17 protein-coding genes are annotated in these 17674 nt (G+C 40.2%); 6 read left to right on the top strand and 11 right to left on the bottom strand.

Annotated elements, in window-relative coordinates; translation table 11 throughout:
• Positions 1-11: 11 nt before the first annotated feature.
• The 4 genes from prfA (at position 12) to kdsA (ending at position 3330) form a co-directional block, all read left to right on the top strand.
• Positions 12-1097, top strand: coding sequence for a peptide chain release factor 1 (gene prfA / locus ACOI22_RS04455; RefSeq protein WP_420670629.1), 1086 nt, complete (start codon positions 12-14; stop codon positions 1095-1097).
• Positions 1097-1975, top strand: coding sequence for a peptide chain release factor N(5)-glutamine methyltransferase (gene prmC, locus ACOI22_RS04450; protein WP_420670627.1), 879 nt, complete (start codon positions 1097-1099; stop codon positions 1973-1975). The genes prfA and prmC overlap by 1 nt, the downstream gene beginning before the upstream one ends.
• Before the next feature lie 84 nt (positions 1976-2059).
• Positions 2060-2431 carry a SirB2 family protein gene (locus ACOI22_RS04445; RefSeq protein ID WP_420670625.1) on the top strand — a complete coding sequence of 124 codons (372 nt, stop codon included), beginning with the start codon at positions 2060-2062 and terminating at the stop codon, positions 2429-2431.
• A gap of 53 nt (positions 2432-2484) precedes the next feature.
• Complete coding sequence (gene kdsA, locus ACOI22_RS04440; protein WP_420670623.1) at positions 2485-3330, top strand: 3-deoxy-8-phosphooctulonate synthase; 846 nt, start codon at positions 2485-2487, stop codon at positions 3328-3330.
• Between the two features lie 58 nt (positions 3331-3388).
• Here kdsA and ACOI22_RS04435 read toward each other — a convergent pair whose 3' ends face one another.
• From ACOI22_RS04435 to cspD, 8 genes are all read right to left on the bottom strand, one after another.
• Positions 3389-4570: an acetyl-CoA C-acetyltransferase gene (locus ACOI22_RS04435; RefSeq protein WP_420670621.1), complete on the bottom strand. Its 1182-nt coding sequence runs from the start codon at positions 4568-4570 to the stop codon at positions 3389-3391.
• A 262-nt stretch (positions 4571-4832) separates the two neighbouring features.
• Positions 4833-7064 (bottom strand): NADP-dependent isocitrate dehydrogenase, encoded by a 2232-nt coding sequence (locus tag ACOI22_RS04430; RefSeq protein ID WP_420670619.1) that lies wholly within the window; start codon positions 7062-7064, stop codon positions 4833-4835.
• A gap of 181 nt (positions 7065-7245) precedes the next feature.
• Complete coding sequence (locus ACOI22_RS04425) at positions 7246-8505, bottom strand: adenylate/guanylate cyclase domain-containing protein (RefSeq protein WP_420670617.1); 1260 nt, start codon at positions 8503-8505, stop codon at positions 7246-7248.
• Between the two features lie 60 nt (positions 8506-8565).
• A complete protein-coding gene (gene purB / locus ACOI22_RS04420) occupies positions 8566-9942 on the bottom strand; it encodes an adenylosuccinate lyase (RefSeq protein ID WP_420670615.1) in 1377 nt (458 codons plus the stop codon).
• Between the two features lie 17 nt (positions 9943-9959).
• Positions 9960-10580: a high frequency lysogenization protein HflD gene (hflD, locus tag ACOI22_RS04415; RefSeq protein WP_420670613.1), complete on the bottom strand. Its 621-nt coding sequence runs from the start codon at positions 10578-10580 to the stop codon at positions 9960-9962.
• A gap of 7 nt (positions 10581-10587) precedes the next feature.
• Positions 10588-11748 (bottom strand): tRNA 2-thiouridine(34) synthase MnmA, encoded by a 1161-nt coding sequence (gene mnmA, locus ACOI22_RS04410; RefSeq protein WP_420670611.1) that lies wholly within the window; start codon positions 11746-11748, stop codon positions 10588-10590.
• Positions 11749-11872: 124 nt separating this feature from the next.
• Positions 11873-12520 (bottom strand): pseudouridine synthase, encoded by a 648-nt coding sequence (locus ACOI22_RS04405; protein ID WP_420670609.1) that lies wholly within the window; start codon positions 12518-12520, stop codon positions 11873-11875.
• Between the two features lie 151 nt (positions 12521-12671).
• Positions 12672-12899, bottom strand: a complete 228-nt coding sequence (gene cspD / locus ACOI22_RS04400) for a cold shock domain-containing protein CspD (RefSeq protein ID WP_420670607.1) — start codon at positions 12897-12899, stop codon at positions 12672-12674.
• 254 nt (positions 12900-13153) lie between these two features.
• Here cspD and clpS point away from each other — a divergent pair, with 254 nt between their 5' ends.
• Both clpS and clpA read left to right on the top strand, forming a co-directional pair.
• Entirely contained in the window at positions 13154-13474 is a 321-nt protein-coding gene (gene clpS, locus ACOI22_RS04395) for an ATP-dependent Clp protease adapter ClpS (protein WP_420670605.1), read from the top strand.
• A 10-nt stretch (positions 13475-13484) separates the two neighbouring features.
• Positions 13485-15755 carry an ATP-dependent Clp protease ATP-binding subunit ClpA gene (gene clpA, locus ACOI22_RS04390; protein ID WP_420670603.1) on the top strand — a complete coding sequence of 757 codons (2271 nt, stop codon included), beginning with the start codon at positions 13485-13487 and terminating at the stop codon, positions 15753-15755.
• 119 nt (positions 15756-15874) lie between these two features.
• On the opposite strand, the gene infA is transcribed toward clpA, so the two are convergent.
• The 3 genes from infA to aat form a co-directional block, all read right to left on the bottom strand.
• Positions 15875-16093, bottom strand: coding sequence for a translation initiation factor IF-1 (gene infA / locus ACOI22_RS04385; RefSeq protein ID WP_006010397.1), 219 nt, complete (start codon positions 16091-16093; stop codon positions 15875-15877).
• Positions 16094-16237: 144 nt separating this feature from the next.
• The gene (locus tag ACOI22_RS04380; protein WP_420672312.1) at positions 16238-16939 is read right to left on the bottom strand and encodes an arginyltransferase; all 702 of its coding nucleotides are present in this window, start codon (positions 16937-16939) and stop codon (positions 16238-16240) included.
• Positions 16939-17658, bottom strand: a complete 720-nt coding sequence (gene aat, locus ACOI22_RS04375; protein WP_420670599.1) for a leucyl/phenylalanyl-tRNA--protein transferase — start codon at positions 17656-17658, stop codon at positions 16939-16941. The genes ACOI22_RS04380 and aat overlap by 1 nt, the downstream gene beginning before the upstream one ends.
• Positions 17659-17674: the final 16 nt, after the last annotated feature.

Here is a 17674-nt window from a genome sequence, read left to right as displayed (position 1 = left end):
TAAGGATATACATGAAAAGTTCAGTAGTAGAAAAGTTACAAACCTTAGTTGAGCGTTTTGAAGAAGTTCAAGCTTTATTAGGCGAAGCAAGTGTAATAAGCGATCAAGATCGCTTCAGAGCACTGTCAAAAGAATATTCACAGCTTGAAGAAGTGGTTAAGCAGTTTAATGCTTTTCAATCAGCGCAAGATGACATAGCGTCTTCAATGGAAATGCTGCAAGAAGACGATGCTGACATGCGTGAAATGGCGCAAGAAGAACTAAAAGAAGCGAAAAAATCATCAGAAGAGCTAGAAAGTTCACTGCAAATACTTTTACTTCCCAAAGACCCAAATGATGACAGCGATTGCTTCCTAGAAATACGAGCGGGAGCAGGGGGCGACGAAGCCGCTATTTTCGCCGGTGATATGTTTCGTATGTATTCTAGATACGCAGAATCAAAAGGCTGGCGCGTTGAAGTTATGAGTTGCAACGAAGGTGAGCATGGCGGTTATAAAGAAATGATTGCCCAAGTTACTGGTGACGGCGCTTATGGTATTTTGAAGTTTGAATCAGGCGGGCACCGCGTGCAGCGAGTACCAGATACAGAATCGCAAGGACGTATTCATACATCGGCTTGTACTGTGGCTGTATTACCAGTAGTACCTGAGTCAGAAGCGATAGAAATTAATCCTGCAGATTTACGTATAGATACCTACAGAGCTTCAGGGGCTGGTGGCCAGCACGTAAATAAAACCGATTCTGCTATTCGCCTAACGCACATCCCAACGGGCGTAGTAGTTGAATGCCAAGATGAGCGCTCGCAACATAAAAACAGAGCGCGTGCTATGTCAGTGTTGCAGTCTCGTTTAAACCAAATTGAACAAGATAAGCGTAATGAAGAAGAAGCCAGTACACGTAAAAGCCTAGTTGGAAGTGGAGACCGATCTGAACGTATTCGTACCTACAATTTCCCCCAGGGCCGAGTGTCGGATCATCGCATCAATTTAACCTTGTACAAATTAGATGACGTTATTGCTGGTGATTTAGGCGCACTGCTTGACCCAATAAGACAAGAACATCAAGCTGATATGTTAGCTGCTTTAGCGGGTGACTAATGGAGCTTAGCTTAGCGTTTAATGCTAGCGACACAATTGAAGGCTTACTTGATAAAGCCAAAACGGCATTAAGCGCGTCATCCCAGTTGTGCTTTCATGAGCCAGCGTTAGAAGCGCGTTTACTCTTAGAGCATGCTATGGGGAAGTCTCATACGTGGTTAATTACCCATGGCGATGAGTGTGTGGAAGTTAACCAACTTGCTTTGTTCACACAGTATATTGAACAACGCTTATCAGGAAAGCCGGTTAGTTTTATATTAGGTACACAAGATTTTTGGAGCCTACGCTTAAACGTTTCGCCTTGTACTCTTATTCCGCGCCAAGATACTGAGGTCTTAGTTGAAACAGCGCTTTCATTAGCCATTCCAGAAAAAGCTAAGGTACTTGATTTAGGCACGGGCACAGGGGCGGTAGCGCTTGCTTTGGCCTCTGAAAAACCTGAATGGCATCTTACCGGACTCGACAAAATACTAGAAGCGGTTGAACTTGCTAAAACCAATGCGCAATTAAATAAGCTTAAGGTGTGTTTTAAGCAAAGTGACTGGTTTAGTGCACTTAACAGTGACACCAAATTTGATTTAATTGTAAGCAACCCGCCTTACGTGGAAGAAAATAACGAATGTTTAACGCAAGGCGACGTGCGGTATGAACCTTTAAGTGCACTTATATCAGGCGCTGATGGCTTAAATGACATACGTTATATAATTGAGCAAGCGCCCTTGTATATGAATTCGTTGGCATGGATAGCCTTTGAGCATGGCTATGAACAGGCACAAAGCATTCGCACTTTACTCAACGAAAAAGGGTTTATTCATGCTAAAACTTATCAAGACTATAATAATCTTGATAGAGTAACGGTAGCGCAATACCTTAGCTAATTTAGCGCGATTTATTGCACGGCTGGTTTACAAAAAGAACCTACAATAACAACACTAACTAAAAAAAACAGCAGGATTAATTTTATGTATATGTTCGCCAAGCACCTTCATTTAACGGCAATTGCCCTATCATTCAGCTTATTTTTAATTCGCTTTGTGCTTCTAATGCGTAATTCGCCAAGTTTACAAAAAAAGTGGCTTAAAATTACCCCACACATTGTTGATACCGTCTTAATTATAAGTATTGTTTTGCTTTGTGTGAACTTGTCAGTATATCCATTTGTAAATGAATGGGCCACGTCTAAACTAATTGGTTTAGTGTTGTACATTTTATCAGTGGCCTTTGCGCTTAAATGGGCAAGAAATAACGCCATGCGAATCGTGGGCCTTGCCGGCGCAATCGCTTGGCTGGCTATAACAGCAAGTATTGCTGTTTCAAAAAACACTTTGTTTTAATTTTTATTGGTTAATGTTAACGAATAATAAATCTCACTATAGGAATGCAGAAAATGTCTAGTATTGAGCAAGTATTAGTAAAAAATATAAAAGTCGCAAATGACTCGCCATTTGTCTTATTTGGTGGAATGAACGTACTTGAATCTGAAGATTTAGCTATGCGAATAGCTGATAAGTACAAGGAAGTTACTACTAAGTTGGGCATTCCTTATGTGTTTAAAGCCTCTTTTGATAAAGCTAACCGTTCGTCAGTACATTCTTATCGCGGGCCGGGTTTAGAAGAAGGAATGCGTATTTTTGAACGCATTAAAAAAGAATTCGACGTACCTGTAATCACCGATGTGCACGAACCGTATCAAGCAGCGCCAGTAGCTGAAGTGGCCGATGTTATTCAGTTGCCTGCTTTTTTAGCGCGTCAAACGGATTTAGTGGTTGCTATGGCCAAAACTGGCGCCGTAATTAATGTAAAAAAACCACAGTTTTTAGCACCACATGAAATGGCGCATATTATTAAGAAATTTGATGAAGCGGGTAACAACAACATCATTCTTTGTGAACGAGGCAGTTGCTATGGCTACAATAATTTAGTTGTTGATATGCTAGGAATGGACTTAATGAAGCCTATGGCTCCTGTGATTTTTGATGCAACACATGCTTTGCAAAAACCAGGCGGAAGAAGCGATAGTGCTGATGGCAGAAGAAAGCAAGCTGCTCAGTTGGCAAGAAGTGGAATTGCGCTGGGTATTGCAGGATTATTTATTGAATCACATCCAGATCCAGACAAGGCGCTTTGTGATGGGCCATGTGCATTGCCTCTTGATCAGCTTGAAGGCTATTTAACACAAATGAAAGCAGTGGATGATTTAGTTAAATCATTTGACGATTTACAAATAGACTAACTGTTAAGAAAGCGGGCTATTAGTGAAATAATAGGCCCGCTTTTATTGTATTTTACAATTAGCGTTCAAGCGCTAATGCGATCCCCATTCCACCGCCAATACATAGGGTCGCTAGGCCTTTTTTAGCATCTTGGCGTTTCATTTCATGCAATAATGACACTAAAATCCGCGCGCCTGATGCACCAATAGGGTGGCCAATTGAGATTGCCCCACCGTTAACATTGATTTTATCAATATCCCAGTTCATATCTTTATTTACTGACATAGCTTGCGCAGCGAATGCTTCATTAGCCTCCACCAAATCAAGTTCGTCAACGGTCCAACCCGCTTTTTTCAAACATTTTTGACTAGCTGAAATAGGGCCGGTTCCCATAATTTTAGGGTCTACACCTGTAGACGCGCTGGCCACTATTTTAGCAAGAGGCTCTAAACCCAGTTTGTCGGCGTTTTCTTTTGTCATTACTACAACCGCAGCCGCGCCATCATTAATGCCTGATGCATTTCCTGCGGTAACGGTGCCTTCTTTAGCAAAAGCAGGTCTAAGCTTAGCTAAACTTTCTGCAGTAGTGCCATGACGAGGAAATTCGTCTTCTTTAAATATGAGAGGATCACCTCGGCGCTGCGCAATTTCAACGGGAATAATTTCATCATTGAACTTGCCTGCTTTTTGCGCGGCTTCTGCTTTTTGCTGCGAACTTGCAGCAAAAGCATCTTGTTCTTCACGAGTAAAACCGTATTTATTGGCGATATTTTCCGCTGTTGTTCCCATATGATAATTGTTAAACGCATCCCACAGGCCATCTACTATCATGGTGTCTTTCATGGTCCAATCCATCATTTTTTGACCATTTCTAGAATTAGGCAGTATATGAGGTGAGGCACTCATATTTTCTTGGCCGCCTGCTATTACTATATCAGCATCACCACAAGCAATGGCTTGATAGGCTAATATGACTGATTTCAAGCCACTACCACATACTTTGTTGATAGTCATAGCGGGAACGGTTTGGGGTAAACCGGCTTCAATAACCGCTTGGCGTGCTGGATTTTGTCCTAAACCAGCTGTTAATACTTCCCCCATAATTACTTCATCAATACTGGCACCATCAATGCCGGTTTTTTCTAATAAACCTTTTATGACAGTTGCACCCATTTTACTTGCTGGTACAGAGCCTAAGCTTCCACAAAAATTTCCTACCGCTGTGCGACCTGCAGCTACAATTACAATATCTTTACTCATTTAAAATTTCCTTATGGCCTATTTTGCTAAAAGAATACAGTAACAATAAAAAGTTACGATAAATAAATATTTATCCCTTATCACTAAAGCTGATATGCGATTACTTCTTAAGGATATTTTACATCTGAATTATGATTTAGCTTAGCTCACTTCCCAGTAATGCGCGATAAGACCTAAGCATAATAGGTAAAACTAATAAACTGCAGGCACAAAAAAAGCGCTAAGCCGTGTGGATTAGCGCTTTTTGATTAAGCTACTTAAGTTATTTTAAAGACGCTAAAATTTCATTAAGAGTATTACTTGGACGCATTGCTTCAGAAGCAAGCGCTTCATTAGCAAAGTAATAGCCTTGAATGTCTACCGCTACGCCTTGGGCATTGTTAAGCTCACTTACTATGATGTTTTCTTGATTAGTAAGTTGTGCAGCAATCTCAGAAAACTCTTCACTTAGTTCAGTATCCGCTTTTTGCGCGGCTAATTCTTGAGCCCAATATGTAGCTAGATAATAATGAGAACCACGGTTATCTAACTCTTTTACTCGGCGTGAAGGTGATTTGTTTTCCTGTAAGAACTTCGCTGTAGCGGCATCAAGGGTGTCAGCTAGCACTTGTGCTTTAGCGTTACCTGTAGATACACTTAAATGCTCTAATGAGGCAGCTAATGCTAAAAACTCACCCAGTGAATCCCAGCGTAAGTGATTTTCTTTTTCAAACTGTTGAACATGCTTAGGAGCAGAACCGCCAGCACCTGTTTCGAATAAACCACCGCCGTTCATAAGAGGTACAATAGACAACATTTTTGCACTGGTGCCCAATTCCAAAATTGGGAATAGGTCAGTTAGGTAATCGCGAAGTACGTTGCCGGTTACTGAAATGGTGTCTTCACCTTTAGCACAACGCGCTAAGGTAAACTCAGTAGCATCAACAGGGCTCATAATTTGAATATCTAAACCGCTAGTGTCATGATCTTTTAAGTACTCATTAACTTTCTTAATCATTTGGGCATCGTGTGCTCGATTGGCATCTAACCAGAAAATAGCCGGTGTATTAGTTGCACGAGCGCGTGTTACAGCAAGTTTAACCCAGTCTTGAATAGGTGCATCTTTCGCCTGACACATTCTCCAAATATCGCCTTCTTCTACTTTGTGCGATAGTAAAACCTCAGAACTGCTATTTACTACACGAACCGTACCGGCTTCCGTAAGAATAAATGTTTTATCGTGTGAGCCGTATTCTTCTGCTTTTTGAGCCATAAGGCCAACATTAGGAACGGTTCCCATGGTAGTTGGGTCAAATGCACCATTTTTTGTACAGAATTTAACAACCGAATCAAAAACACCTGCATAGTTACGATCTGGGATCATAAATTTAGTATCTTTTTGCTTACCATCTGGACCCCACATTTGTCCAGAAGCTCTAATAGCTGCAGGCATAGAAGCATCAATAATAACGTCGCTAGGTACGTGCAGGTTTGTGATGCCGCGATCTGAGTCAACCATAGCCATATCAGGGCGAGTACCGTATACAGCCTGAATATCAGCTTCAATTTCAGCTTTTTTGTCAGCAGGTAATGAAGCGATTTTTGCGTATACGTCACCTAAACCATTTTGTACATCAACACCTAGCTCGGCAAAAGTAGCGGCGTGTTTTGTAAACACATCTTTATAAAATACTTTAACAGCATGACCAAAAATAACAGGGTCAGAAACTTTCATCATGGTTGCTTTCATGTGAAGCGATAAAAGTACATCTTGTTCTTTGGCTGCGTTAATTTCTTTTTCAAAGAAAGCAACAAGCGCTGATTTACTCATTACAGATGCGTCAATTACTTCTTTATCAAGTAACGATACTTTTTCTTTCAAAACGGAAACATCGCCATTAGCGTTCACAAACTCAATTTTAACGTCTTGTGCGCTATCTACAGTACATGACACTTCGCTACCATAAAAATCACCGGCTTCCATATGAGAAACGTGTGACTTAGAGGTAGGTGACCAAGCGCCCATTGAATGTGGATTGTTTTTTGCGTACTGCTTAACCGAACCCGGCGCACGACGATCAGAGTTACCTTCACGCAATACAGGGTTTACTGCAGAGCCTAGTACTTTGGCATAAGTCGCTTTAATTTTAGCTTCTTCGTCAGTTTTAGGGCTTTCAGGGTAGTTCGGAATGCTATATCCCTTGGCCTGTAACTCTTTAATTGCAGCTTGCAATTGAGGTACAGAAGCACTGATATTAGGTAATTTAATTATGTTAGCTTCAGGTGTTTTAGCTAATTCGCCAAGTTCTGTTAATGCATCACCAATACGTTGCTCTTCGCTTAAATACTCAGAAAAATTTGCAATAATACGGCCAGCTAACGAAATATCACGGGTTTCAACTGCAATTTTTGACGATGCAGTGAAAGCCTGAATAATTGGCAACAACGAATGTGTTGCTAGCGCAGGCGCTTCGTCTGTAATGGTATAAATGATCTTTGATGTATCAGTAGTCATTAAAATTCCTAAAGCTAGTTTCATTAAATGGGAAAGAAAACGAAAATACTTATTCTAGCGATTCGCGTTGTGTAGCGATAAATAAAGCTAGATTTTCCTTTTGTGTCTTTGATTTCAATGCAGAATTCTACCCGACTTTTGGTAAATTTTATATAGTAGCTAGACTAATTGGTCAGACTAATTAACTCATCGGACGAGTGGGTGGCGAATATTGGTAAACATTTTGGTAACCAATCCCTTTTAGTTGCTTTTTTTGAGGTATTAATTGCTGTTCACCGCTAAAAAGGTGTGCACTGGGTTCATCAATAAATGCAGAATCTTCCTTAGCAATGGCTTCTAATCTAGATGCTCTTATTACCGCTTCACCCCAAATATCAAACTGTGGATGGCTTGGCTCAAATACACCATAGGTCACACTTCCATAAGCTAAGCCTATTTTAATAGGTAACGTAGACGTGCTTAGCAATAAATCAATGCTCTGTATTCCCTGATTTACAATTTCTTTATTTGTGCTGCTAGGGTTATTTAGGCCAATTAACAAAATGTATTGGTCCCCATTTATTTTAATACGAGTGACATCTAAGTGCTTAAGGACTGTGTCAAAGTTACGGAAAAGTTGATAAATAAAACGCCAACTATTTTGTTCTTTATTGTCATGCATAAGTGCAAATTGCGTAAAATTACAAATATCTAAAAAAAGCACGGCAAGCGGTTTGGTTTGCTGTAATTCACCATTGGTTTTGTCAATTAGTGTTTGTGCTAATGAGACAGGGAATAGCTTTTTCAATAGTGTTTCGTGTTTGTTTTCAAGTGTTTTGATTTTTTTCCAATTTTGGTCTATCAAGTGTTGTATTAGCCACGCACACAAACCACAGGCTAGCGCAAAAGAAGATGCATTAACGTAACGCATGTTAGTTAAGGAATGAAAACTATAATTTGAGGCGCTGTTTATGCTAGGCAAATGGAAACTAGCAACTAAAAATAAACTTAGAAACACAAGTGACCATACAAAAGCGATGTGCTTTTCTGCATGAGAAAACAGGTAGTGACTAATAAACATGGCCAGCAAAAAGTAATATTGTAGATTGAGGTTTACTTCCCATAAGATACAAGCGAAGCATAAGTAGGTGGAAAAACTAAGCAGTAATACCTTGCGTGCTAATGTAAATTGCTGCTTGCTTAGTAATCTAAGTACAAAAGTAAATATAACTAAATGAAGCACCAAATTGAGTACGTGAAGTTGGATATTATAAAAGCTTGCTTGGGTATAAAATATGATTAGGAGTTTAGCTGATTGCAAAATAATGATGCTGATCATTAATTTTGTAATATATGCCAGTATGGACTGGCGAGTAGCGCTGTTGTTTAGTTTATTGAAGCGGTAATGGTATATTTTGCGCAGAAAAAAAGCGCGAATATACGCGCTTTGTTTGTCTATCAATGTATTCATCCTTGATGCACTATATAGGCGTGTATTTACTCGCTACATAATGCAGTAATGCTATTGCTCTAACAACTGATCCACAAGCCTAATTGCATCACCAATATAACTTGCCGGTGATAATTCTTTTAACTCTTGTTTTACTGTATCAGGGAGTTCAAGGCCATCTATAAATTGTGCCATGTGAGCCGCATCTACTTTCTTTCCACGGGTCAATTCTTTTAATTTTTCGTAAGGCTTTTCAATGCCATATCGGCGCATTACTGTTTGAATAGGCTCTGCAAGTAGCTCCCAGTTATCATCAAGTTCTTTTGACAAACTCGCTTCATTTACTTGCAATTTACTAATGCCTTTTAAGCTGGCTTGATACGCAATAATGGCGTAACCAAAACCCACACCTAAATTACGTAATACTGTTGAGTCTGTTAAATCTCGTTGCCATCTGCTTACAGGCAGTTTGCTCGCTAAATGAGAGAATATAGCATTAGCGATACCTAAGTTACCTTCAGAGTTCTCAAAATCAATAGGGTTAACTTTATGCGGCATGGTAGATGAACCAATTTCACCGGCAATAGTGCGCTGCTTGAAGTGCCCCATTGCTATATAGCCCCAAATATCACGGTCAAAATCAATCAAAATAGTATTGAAGCGAGCCACTGCATCGTAAAGCTCAGCAATGTAATCGTGTGGTTCAATTTGAGTGGTAAACGGGTTATGTTGTAGCCCTAGTGAATTAACAAATTCAGCAGAAAAGGTATGCCAATCAGTATTGGGATAAGCACTTAAGTGTGCATTGTAATTACCTACAGCCCCATTAAGTTTACCCAGCATCGGCACGGCAATTATTTGCTCTACTTGTCGTTGTAAGCGCACCGCTACGTTAGCCATTTCTTTACCCATTGTAGTGGGAGACGCAGGCTGTCCGTGCGTACGAGCCATCATAGGGATGCTGCGATATTCTTTAGCCAAGGTCTTAATAGCAGTAATTAATTCTTCACAATAGGGAAGAACGGCATTTTCTAATCCGCCCTTGAGCATTAAGGCATGAGACAAATTATTGATGTCTTCTGAAGTACAAGCAAAATGGATAAATTCGTTCACTGAATTTAGTTCTTCAAGTTCACTCACTTGCTCTTTTAAAAAATACTCTACGGCTTTAACATCATGATTAGTGGTACGCTCAATGTCTTTAATACGTTGCGCGTCAAGTTCTGAGAAATTATCAACAATTGCATTTAACAACTGATTTGCTTCATCTGAAAATGCTGGAACTTCGGTAATGTCAGCATGATTTGATAAGGCTTGTAACCATCTTACTTCAACCAATACTCGATGTTTGATCAAGCCAAACTCACTAAAATAGGGGCGTAGCGCACTACTTTTGCTGCCGTAACGGCCATCTACTGGAGAAAGTGCTGAAAGTGCTGAAAGTTCCATGGGTTTACCTTTATTAATTAGTAGATAGAGCGCAGTGCGCTGCGGCCACTTTCGACCATTGCACTGCGTTGAAATAAAATGTATCTGCGTTTGCCACCTAATTGGCGCCACAATACAGCAGACCGCACACCAGCTAACAATAAGGCGCGCACTTTTTTCTGATTAGTTTCTACGCTCAAGTGTTGCGGATTACCCGCCACTTGGATTTTAGGCGCAAGAGGGCTCACAATATCAGAATAGATTGAGGCTAAGCTTGAAATAATTTGAGCATGTTCAAAATCAACATGACTTAGTTGGCGCTGCACGTGTGAAACGCGCTCCCCAAGCTTGGCTAGAATATCAGGATGTTTACTCAGCTTTCGTTCTAGCCCCATTATAGAAGCAACATAACGCGTTAATTCAGCGTCTTTTAATTTATTGTTTGAGTCAAGTTGGCTAACTAGCGTGGTAAAGCCTATCTTCAAATTTTGTAAGGAGCCATAAACTTGTTGTGTGTTCTCAGGCGTTGTTACTAATATACTTGATAAACAAGCCTCTACAGCGGTTTCATCAGCGGTACCTTTTCGAGCAATAGCTTGCACTAGCGCTGCACTTTGGCAAATTCCCGCTAAGGCTAAATGTTGATCTTGATAGCTCATATTCTTCTTATGCGTGTTTAATTAATTCTTGATTGTTTTCATCAACTTTAACGTAGCTGTCAATAATGCCGCCACCTAAACAAATATCATTTTGATAAAACACCGCAGATTGCCCTGGCGTAACGGCTTTTTGAGGCGAATCAAACACAACTTTGGCTTGGCCATTTTCCATGGGCACAAATTCGCAAGCAATATCTTGTTGTCGGTATCTTGTTTTCACTGTCATACGGGTGTTTTCTAATGGACCAATGCGGTCAACCCAATGAAGCTGGGTAGCAAATAAGGCGGTTGAATAAAGGCTTTTATGATCAGCCCCTTGGGCCACAATTAACACGTTATTTTTTACATCTTTTTCAACCACATACCAAGGCTCTTCACCGTGCTCTTTTTTGCCGCCAATTAATAAGCCTTTTCTTTGCCCTAGAGTATGGTACATAAGGCCTTGGTGAGTGCCAATTTCTTCCCCATCCACTGTTTTAATGATGCCAGGCTTCGCCGGTAAATATTGGGCCAAGAAGTCACTGAACTTGCGCTCACCAATAAAACAGATACCGGTACTGTCTTTTTTGTCGAAAGTAAGTAAACCGTGCTCTTGCGCTATTTTACGTACTTCAGGTTTAGGTAAGTTACCAATAGGGAAAAGTGTTTTTGCAATATGCTCGTGGCTTAAGGTATATAAAAAATAGCTTTGATCTTTATTATCATCAGCGCCGCGCACCATTTCCCATTTACCGTTGTTGAAACGTCGCTGAGTGTAATGACCAGTCGCAATGTAGTCAGCACCTAAATCTTCAGCTGCAAATTCTAAAAAAGCTTTAAACTTAATTTCTTTATTGCACATAATATCTGGGTTAGGTGTACGGCCGGCTTTATATTCTTCTAAAAAATACTCAAATACACGATCCCAATACTCAGCGGCAAAATTAATGGTGTGAAGATGAATGCCTAGCTTGTCGGCAACGGCTTGTGCATCCGCTAAATCCTCGGCTGCTGCACAGTATTCTTCGTTATCATCCTCTTCCCAATTTTTCATAAACAAGCCTTCAACCTGATAGCCTTGTTGTTGCAATAGTAGGGCCGATACTGACGAGTCAACACCTCCTGACATGCCAATAATGACTTTGGTTTCACCTACAGGTTTATCTAGATTTGAATCAAGGTTTTGCATAGTGCTTGTTTGGGTACCTTTACAATGCTCGTATTTATAAGCATGGAATTTCGTTAATAGGAGTTGAGCTTAAAATTTGCGCGGAGTATATCAAATCTATATGAAGCCGTCATACTCAGTTGTTCTAATTTATAGTAACAAAATTGCCATTTTCAATACCATCAATAGTCCATTCACCAACTTTATAGCGAATAAGGCGTAAAGTAGGGTGGCCAATATTAGCCGTCATGCGTCTTACCTGGCGGTTTCTGCCTTCCGAAATAGTAATGCTGAGCCAAGTTGTGGGAATATCTTTACGTTCACGAATTGGCGGCGTGCGTGGCCACACCTGCGGTTCATTAATAATTGCGACGTCAGCTGGCGCGGTCATTCCATCTTTGAGCAGCAAGCCAGAACACATATTTGACAAGGCATCTGGCGAAGGTGAACCCTCTACTTGTGCCCAATATGTCTTTAATGTCTTTTGTTTTGGAGAGCTTATTTTATTTGCCAAGGCGCCATCATTGGTCAGCACCAATAATCCTTCACTATCAAAATCTAATCTACCCGCTGCGTATACATGTGGAATATCAATAAAATCCTTTAGCGTAGCGCGTGGCTGTGCTCCATTTTTTTCGTCGGTGAATTGGCATAGTACGTTGAAAGGTTTATTGAAAAGAACCAGTTTTTTTGGACCTTTGAAGATTTTTGACCTAGGCTTTATAGCCTGAGTAAACGGCTTATTGGCACTAGTATTTTTCATGGGTGTTTTCGGATAGAATTTTTTTGGCATTTACCAAGCCTACATCGTGAGTTCAAAAACAAAAAAGCAGGCGAATGCCTACTTTTTCAGTATAACTTAAACACTACTTGATGGAAGCATTGCAACTGACTTAATGGTAGGAGATTAATATAAACCTACCATTAAGCCAGTATCAGTTTACTTAACGAGCTGCTTCATCGTCATCGCTTGCTAAATCAATGTTTTCAGCGTGCAAGCCTTTTGGCCCCTGAGTCACATCGTATTTAACCTGCTGTCCCGCTTTAAGCGAGCGATAACCTTCCATTTGTATAGTTGAATAATGTGCGAAAATATCTTCACCACCATCTTCAGGTACAATAAACCCAAAACCTTTGGCGTTGTTGAACCATTTAACTTTACCTACTGCCATTACGCTACTTCCTATTCCTTGAAATCATAATCATTCGACCCCACTATAATAAAAGTTTGACGATAAACACATCCGATTACTATAGAAAAGGTGAGAGGTGGTATGCAGCTAAATTACCAACTAGCCATAAGGTACTTAGGATACAGGGAAGTTGTCAAGTGAATATCTACTTATTCGACCTATTGCGTACTAAATAAAAAGTAAATAACAAAATCATTGGTCTTATTGGTCAATTTAACACTATTATATAGATTATGAGTAAAGACATTATAAATATAGAACGCGAAAAAGAACGCGAACTTGAAAAAATGAAAACAGCACCACCTTCTATGTATCAGGTGCTTTTGAACAACGACGACTACACGCCGATGGATTTTGTAGTTGAAGTGTTACAAACGTTTTTTTCAATGGATACCGAGAAAGCCAATCAAATTATGTTGACGATCCATTATCACGGTAAAGCAGTTTGTGGCATATATACTGCAGAGATTGCAGAAACCAAAGTAATGCAAGTGAATCAATACTCCCGTAAACATCAACATCCGCTGATGTGTACGATGGAATTAGCGCAGTAAAGGGGAACTTATGTTAAATAAAGACTTAGAACAAACGCTTAATGAAGCTTTTGTTTTTGCACGTCAGCAACGACACGAATTTATGACGGTTGAGCATTTGCTGTTGATGTTGCTAGATAACCCTGCGGCACAAGAGGCCTTAAAAGCCTGTGGAGCAAAAATAGACTTACTTAGAGGTGAGTTAACTGATTTTGTTAATGAAACCACGCCTTTAATCACTGAAGAACAAGCGGTTGACCGCGAAACTCAACCCACACTTGGCTTCCAGCGCGTTTTACAACGTGCCGTTTTTCATGTTCAGTCATCTGGCAAAGGCGAAGTGAGTGGTGCGAACGTATTAGTTGCAATATTCAGTGAGCAAGAATCTCAGGCCGTTTATATACTTAAGAAAGCCGATGTTACTCGTTTAGACGTGGTTAACTTCATATCTCATGGTGTGAGTAAAAATGACGATGAAGAATCGCCCTCTGAGGAAATAACGTCAGATTCACCTGAGGCTGAAGAAAATCTTTCGATGCTTGATAAATATGCAAGCAACCTAAACATTGCCGCAAAAGAGGGCAAGATTGATCCGCTTATTGGCCGTGATTCAGAGGTTGAGCGTAGCATTCAGATTTTATGTCGACGCAGAAAGAACAATCCACTCTTAGTAGGTGAGGCGGGTGTTGGTAAAACTGCTATTGCTGAGGGTTTAGCGTATAGAATTGTGAATAATGACGTACCTGACGTTATTGCTGAAAGTACTATTTATTCGCTCGATTTAGGCGGCTTGCTAGCGGGCACGAAATATCGCGGTGACTTTGAAAAACGTTTAAAAGGTATTTTAAAAGAGCTAAGTCGCGACGAACATGCAATTTTATTTATTGACGAAATTCACACTATTATTGGGGCGGGCGCTGCTTCTGGCGGTGTTATGGATGCCTCTAATTTGCTTAAGCCGAAATTAAGTAGTGGTGAATTACGATGCATAGGTTCAACTACTTATCAGGAATACCAAGGTATTTTTGAAAAAGACCGAGCGCTAGCACGTCGTTTCCAAAAAATAGATGTAGTTGAGCCTAGTGTGAGTGACACAACTAAAATATTGATGGGGCTCAAGTCAAGATATGAGGAGCATCATAGTGTTCGTTTTACGCAAAAAGCTCTACAAGCGGCTGCGGAATTATCAGCTAAATATATTAACGAGCGCCAATTACCTGATAAAGCCATTGATGTTATTGATGAAGCCGGTGCCAGCCAACGCTTGTTGCCTGCATCAAAGCGCAAGAAAACAATTAATGTAAGTGATATCGAGCAAATTATTGCAAAAATTGCTCGCATACCTGAAAAATCGGTTTCTGCGTCAGACAAAGATGTTCTTAAAAACTTGTCGCGTAATTTGAAAATGGTTGTGTTTGGTCAAGATGAAGCCATTGAGACAATGTCACATGCTATTCAATTGTCTCGCTCAGGTTTGGGTAATGAAACTAAACCTATAGGAAACTTCTTGTTTGCTGGGCCTACAGGTGTAGGTAAAACGGAAGTAACTCAGCAACTTGCTAAAATTATGGGCGTTGAGTTAATTAGGTTTGATATGTCTGAGTACATGGAGCGCCACGCGGTAAGTCGTTTAATTGGTGCACCTCCCGGTTATGTTGGTTTTGACCAGGGCGGTTTGTTGACCGATGCGGTCATTAAAAATCCATACTCAGTGGTATTGCTTGATGAAATTGAAAAAGCTCACAGTGATATTTACAATATTTTACTGCAAGTTATGGATCATGGCACATTAACCGACAACAATGGGCGCAAGGTAGACTTTAGAAACGTAGTGTTAGTGATGACTACTAATGCGGGTGTTCAAGCCACTGTGCGTAAGTCTATGGGCTTTAAGCAACAAGATAGTAGTATTGATGCCATGGCTGAAATAAATAAGGTATTTACGCCTGAGTTCAGGAACCGTTTAGATTCGGTTGTATGGTTTAACCATTTAGATGAACAAGTTATTTTACAAGTGGTTGATAAATTCATTATTGAATTACAAGCGCAACTTGATGTGAAGGGTGTGTCGCTTGAAGTGACTGAAAAGGCTCGAGCTTACTTGTCTGAGAAGGGCTATGACAAGTCAATGGGTGCACGCCCTATGTCACGCTTAATTCAGGAAGAACTCAAGCGAGAATTAGCGGCAGAGCTGTTATTTGGCAAATTAGCTAAAGGTGGTGAAGTCATTGTTGATTTTAGTAAAGAGAAGTTGAGTTTCGAGTACAAGAGTATCGAAAATATTAAAAGCGAAAATGCGTAAATTAACAATTAATTGATACGTAAACAAAAACCGCTGACATTATCAGCGGTTTTTTTATATTCAATGAGAAATACCGTATTTACGTGATGTTTATTTAAATACAGTTATATCAACAGATGTTAGCGCGCGCGGTAGATGATACGACCTTTGCTTAAGTCGTAAGGAGTCATCTCAACGGTGACTTTATCGCCCGTAAGTATGCGGATGTAATTTTTGCGCATTTTGCCTGAAATGTGTGCAGTAACCACGTGACCGTTTTCTAATTCAACTCTAAACATAGTGTTAGGAAGAGTGTCTAACACGGTGCCTTCCATTTCAATACAATCTTCTTTTGCCATCTAGATGAGTAACCTCAATTTATTAATCTAATATACAATTGCAGCTATCTGCAATTTATTCCGCGCGAACCATACGCGAAAAGCGTTCAATAGTAAAGCTATTCCTAACATCATGGGGAAATTAGTAAAGGTTTTCGCGCAAAGTTATTTCAATGTTGCTTTAGAAAATAAAACCCACTTATTATTGCGCAAGCGCTGATGGGGATAAAATTTATTCTTATAATTCATTTTGTTGCATTGATCTATTTGATAGCCCAAATAAAGATAGGGTAGGCCAAGGTTAATACAAGCTTGAATTTGCTGCAGGATAAAAAACGTACCAAGTGAACGTTTGTTTAGCGATGGTTCGTAAAATGTGTATAAAGCAGAAAGGCCTGAGCTAAGCTTGTCAGTAACTGCTACGCCTATTAGTTCACCATCAATACGCCCCTCAATAAATATAGGTGACTGCCAGTAGCAGTGAATAAAATTTCTGTATTGCTCATAAGAAGGAGGGTACATGCTGCCATCAGAATGACTGGCGTTTATATATCGCTCATATAATGGATAGTAGTCATCACGCTCACCCTCATGAACGCTTATCTCAATATCTGCATTTTTATTTAAAATACGTCGCTGGCTTCTGCTAGGTAAAAACGTATGGGTAATTATTCGAAGTGATTCGCAAGCATTGCAGGCTTTGCAATGAGGACGATACAATTGCTCTCCACTGCGCCTAAATCCCGCTTGAATTAATTTGGGATAGCTAGCTTGAAGCGTTTCAGATGGTTCCATGCACACTAGCAGGCGTTCTTCCTGCTCGGATAAATAACTGCATTGGAAATCTTGTGTTACGCCAAATTTCATCACAAACAAATACTTAAGTTTTGAGGCTGCCAGCAGTCAACTTTGTTTGGGTATTTATTTAAAAGTTGCACAAACTCTTTTCTTGGAACGGCCTTACAACCTAAAGTAACAAGATGGGGATTAACAAGTTGGCAATCAATAATGCACATATTGTTCCTTAACATGTGTTGTGCAAGCGCTAAAAAGGCGACTTTACTTGCATCGCTCTGCAAATGAAACATTGACTCACCACAAAACACGCCACTTACTACCACCCCATATAAACCGCCAACTAATTGATTTTCAGAGTTATACACTTCAACACTATGGGCGTGGCCAAGCTCATGTAAACGCTGGTAAGCGTTAATCATATCTTGGGTTATCCATGTGCCATTCGCTTCGCCATTTTCCAAATTACCTCGCGGAACGTTGGCACAGTGTTTTATTACGCTACTAAACGCTGTATTTAGGGTGCAATAATAACCCTGTTTTTTAATACTTCTGCGCAAACTTCTGTTGGCGTTAAATTCAGTGGCGTCAATAACACCTCGTGGATTAGGAGACCACCATAAAATAGGGTCAAGGTCACTAAACCAAGGGAATACCCCTTGCTTATATGCCGCCACTAATCGCTCGGGCGATAAATCACCACCAAAAGCAAGAAGGCCGTTCGGTTCTTCAAGTGCAAATTCCAGTGCGGGGAAATAAAGTGAATGATTTAGCTTAAACAGTTCAATCATTTACTTAATCCCCAAA

Source organism: Glaciecola sp. 2405UD65-10 (assembly GCF_048820975.1).
Taxonomy (GTDB): domain Bacteria; phylum Pseudomonadota; class Gammaproteobacteria; order Enterobacterales; family Alteromonadaceae; genus Glaciecola.
This window is presented reverse-complemented; position numbering and strand designations above follow the sequence as displayed.